The following is a 3,873-nucleotide window of genomic DNA, read 5'->3' on the forward strand; positions in this document are numbered from 1 at the left end:
GGCGCGGTCGCCGCGGGCGTGGGGACCGTCGCTGGGGCGGTCGCCGCGGGGGTCGCCGCGGGCGCGGGGGCCGCGGGGGCGGGACGTGGGGCCCAGCCGAGACGCGGGAGGAGGAGCGCGAGCAGCAGGGAGATGAGGCAGGCCGTCAGCAGGCAGACCAGGCCGCCCTCGACGCCGAGGAAGAGCCCCACGGCGGCCATCAGCTTCACGTCCCCGCCTCCCATGGCGCGACGTCCTGTCAGCGCCTCGAAGGCGAGCGCGACCGCCAGCAGTCCTCCTCCGAGCACCAACGCCCCCAGCAGACCGTCGGCAACCGACAGAGCAGGAACGAGAGCACCCTCGGGATGCGTTGCCGCCAACGCGATGCGCCAGATGATCCACACAGCCGCCAGAGCCGCCACGATGCCGTTGGGAATCCGCAGCTCACGCAGGTCATCCCCTGCCGCCACCACCAGCAGCAGCATGAACGACCCATAGGCCAGCAGCGTGACTATCATGGAGGCCTCCTCTCCCCCTCAAGGGCATCATCCCATGATACGCAAGCCCGCGCGCCCTGACGCAGGACGCACCCGATCCACATCCTCCCTTGATTTCTCACCCAAACTTAGAGGAACTTAGAGGCTGCCGATGAGAAGAGAGAACCCCTTCACCCCGAGCTTCGGCGAGATACCCGCGCGCCTCGCCGGCCGCGACCAGATACTCTATGACGTGACGAGGGCCCTTGAGTCCGAGCGCCGGCGCCCCGATCTCACCATCATATTCTCCGGGGCGCGCGGAACGGGAAAGACGGCCCTGCTCGCCCTCAACGCAGAGGAGGCGGAGCGGCGCGGGTGGGTGGCCGTGTCGACCACCGCATTGCCGGGAATGCTCGAGGACATCGAGATTCGAGCGCGACGGAAGGCCGCGCAGTACCGCAAGCGCCTGCTCGACGCCGGCGTGATCGGCGAGAGATGTCGCGGCGTCATCGGGTTCGACCTCCCGTTCTTCCGTGACTACCTAAGCGAGAAGAAGGCGGAAGGGTCGCTGGGGATATAAGCGCGCCCGATACGCGGCGCGCCCGCCTCCTCCAGGGGCGTGGGCAGGCGCGCAATCGCAGACCTAGCCGAAGATCAGCTCACGCTCCTCGCCGGTGAGGGCTGCGCGGGCCTGGTCGCGCAGGTTGTTCACGCCGATGAAGAACTGGCGCATCATCACCACGGTCAGGTAGCGGCCCTTCGGGGTGAGCGTCAGCTCGTCGGCGTTGTTGGTAGCGAACGCGCCGGCAGCCGTCATGAACGCCATCTCCACCGGCAGGCCCACCTCCACCGACACGCCGAAGTCCTCCTTGAACTTCCGCTTGTCCAGACGCAGGCCGAACAGCTGCATCATGAAGCGGTAGCGCATGCGATCGTGCTTGGAGAAGGTGGTCTTGCCCATCATGGACATGCGGCCCTCCTCGATAGCGCGGTTGTAGTCCACCACCGAGAACGTGTTCACGTAGAGGTTGGCGCCCAGGTAGGTGATGCCGCCCGAGCCGATGGCCGGGTACTCCTCGTAGTCCACCACGTACTCGTCGATCATGGCATCATCGCCGACCATGCCGCGGCGGTTGAACGTCCACGCGCTGCCGAAGTCGAACAGGCCGCGCTCGCCGTGGGGGCCGGGCGCGCCGGTGTCCACGCCGGGCAGCACGTCGGTCAGAAGCGCGCAGATGATCTCGTAGAAGCGCTGCTCGCGGTCGTAGTCCACCTTTCCCACCGTGCGCGCGAGCGACTTCTCCACCGACGGCGACGCCATGAGCGGGTAGAAGGTGGTCTGGCTGGCGCCAGACTCGATGACGCGCTCGATGTCACGCACGAGGATGTCCTCGGTCTGCGCCGGGAAGTTGAAGATCATATCGGCGTTGAGCGAGGTGAAGTAGGGGCTCGCCTCCTGGATGCGCTCGAGGATCTCCTGGCCGCTGCCGTACTTGTCGTAGCGGTCCATCTGGCGCAGCAGCCCGTCGTCGAAGGACTGAACGCCCACGGACAGCCGCTGCACGCGGCCCTGGAGCTTCTCGAGGTAGCTCGGTATCAGGTGGTTGGGATTGGTCTCGCTGGAGACCTCCTTGATGGAGAACGTGTCACGCGCCAGGTCGATGGTCTCGCACAGCTCGTCGAGCATGATGGTGGGCGTGCCGCCGCCGATGTAGATGCTGTCGAAGTCGTAGCCCAGATCGCGCAGCATGAGCATCTCCTTGCGCATGTTGGCGAAGTAGGGCCGCGCCCGGTCTTCCGCGAAGGGAAAGCGGTTGAACGAGCAGTACGGGCACAGCCGCTCGCAGAACGGCACGTGCAGGTAGAGCATGTAGCGCTGCCCCGGAACGGGCGCCGGCATCACGCGCTCTTCGGCGGGCTTGAGCTTGAGGTAGCTCCTGGTGCACTCCCGCACCACCGTGGAAAGCATCCGTTCGGAAAGCATGGGCTACTCCCAAGCGCTACGGCCCTGCAGGGCCTTCTTGCCGATGTCGTTGCGCAGCTGCTTGCCCTCGAAGTTGATGAGATCGCAAGCCTCGTAGGCGCGCTCGCGGGCCTCCTCGAAGCTGTCGCCCAGGGCCACCACGTTGAGCACGCGCCCGCCGGCGGTCACCAGCTCACCATCGGCGTTCACGCGGGTGCCGGCATGGAACACGGTGACGCCGGGGATGTCCTCGGCCTCCTCGATTCCCAGGATGACCTTGCCCTTCTCGTAGGAGCCGGGGTAGCCCTCGCTGGCCAGCACCACGCACACGGCCCAGGTGTCCGACCACTCCAAGCTCACGTCCTGGGGGCGCCCCTCGGCCACGGCGACCATGACGTCCACCAGGTCGGTCTTGAGGCGCGGCAGCACCACCTGGGTCTCCGGGTCGCCGAAGCGCACGTTGAACTCCACGATCTTCGGGCCCTCGGGGGTAAGCATGAAGCCGCCGTAGAGCGTGCCGCGGTAGTCGGCCGCAAAGGGCTCGCACGCAGTGGCTGCGGCTGCTTTCTCCATGATGGCCACCATGGCGGCCATCTCGTCATCGGTGACGATGGGCACGGGCGAGTAGACGCCCATGCCGCCGGTGTTGGGGCCCATGTCGCCGTCGTAGGCGCGCTTGTGGTCCTGGGCCGGGGCCATGGGGAACATGCGGCCGCCGCTGACGAAGGCCAGGAGCGAACACTCAGGGCCGGTCATGCACTCCTCGATGACCACCGTCTTGCCCGCGTCGCCGAAGGCGCCCTCGAAGCAGTCGCGCACGGCCTCTTCCGCGTCCTCGAGCGTCTCGGCCACTACGACGCCCTTGCCCGCCGCCAGACCATCGGCCTTGATGACGATAGGCGCGCCCTGCTCGCGCACGTAGGCAAGCGCCGGCTCGCACGCGTCGAAGCGCGCGTAGGCGGCGGTGGGGATGCCGTTGGCCTCCATGAACGCCTTGGAGTAGGCTTTCGAGCCCTCCAGCTGGGCACCCTCGGCGTTGGGGCCGAACACGGCCACGCCGGCCGCGCGCAGGCCGTCGGCCACGCCGGCGACGAGCGGAGCCTCCGGGCCGATGACCACCAGGCCGATCTTGCGCTCCTCGACGAAGCGCAGCACGGCGTCGGCGTCCATCACGTCCAGGTCGGCGACGTTCTCCGCGATATCGGCCGTGCCGCCGTTGCCCGGCGCCACGTACAGCACGTCGGTGCGCGGCGACTTCGCCAGCGCCCAGGCGATGGCGTGCTCACGGCCGCCGGAGCCCAAAACCAGAATGTTCACAGCAGTTCCTTTCCGAAGACCCGCGCCACAGGCGGTGCGACGCAGTGCGGGGAGACGTGCGCGCCGCGGGAGGCGCGCCTCGCGGGCGGGGCGCGCCGGGCACGTCGGGGCGCCCGACACGGCGCCCGGGCAGCGCCC

At 68.2% G+C, this 3,873-nt stretch carries 4 protein-coding genes; 1 reads left to right on the plus strand and 3 read right to left on the minus strand.

All coding sequences use genetic code 11. The annotated features are described in order from the left end of the window. Positions 1-497: prepilin peptidase (locus D1643_RS10140; protein WP_160710506.1), on the minus strand; the 497-nt coding region annotated here is incomplete at its 3' end. Between the two features lie 130 nt (positions 498-627). Here D1643_RS10140 and D1643_RS10145 point away from each other — a divergent pair. After that, complete coding sequence (locus tag D1643_RS10145) at positions 628-1,035, plus strand: ATP-binding protein (protein WP_160710507.1); 408 nt, start codon at positions 628-630, stop codon at positions 1,033-1,035. Positions 1,036-1,098: 63 nt separating this feature from the next. On the opposite strand, the gene D1643_RS10150 is transcribed toward D1643_RS10145, so the two are convergent. Together D1643_RS10150 and purD are read right to left on the minus strand one after the other, a co-directional pair. Continuing rightward, the gene (locus D1643_RS10150) at positions 1,099-2,439 is read right to left on the minus strand and encodes a coproporphyrinogen III oxidase family protein (RefSeq protein WP_160710508.1); all 1,341 of its coding nucleotides are present in this window, start codon (positions 2,437-2,439) and stop codon (positions 1,099-1,101) included. Between the two features lie 3 nt (positions 2,440-2,442). Beyond that, positions 2,443-3,735, minus strand: coding sequence for a phosphoribosylamine--glycine ligase (gene purD, locus D1643_RS10155; protein WP_160710509.1), 1,293 nt, complete (start codon positions 3,733-3,735; stop codon positions 2,443-2,445). Positions 3,736-3,873 lie beyond the last annotated feature (138 nt).

This window comes from Enterorhabdus sp. P55 (assembly GCF_009911695.1).
Lineage (GTDB): Bacteria > Actinomycetota > Coriobacteriia > Coriobacteriales > Eggerthellaceae > Enterorhabdus.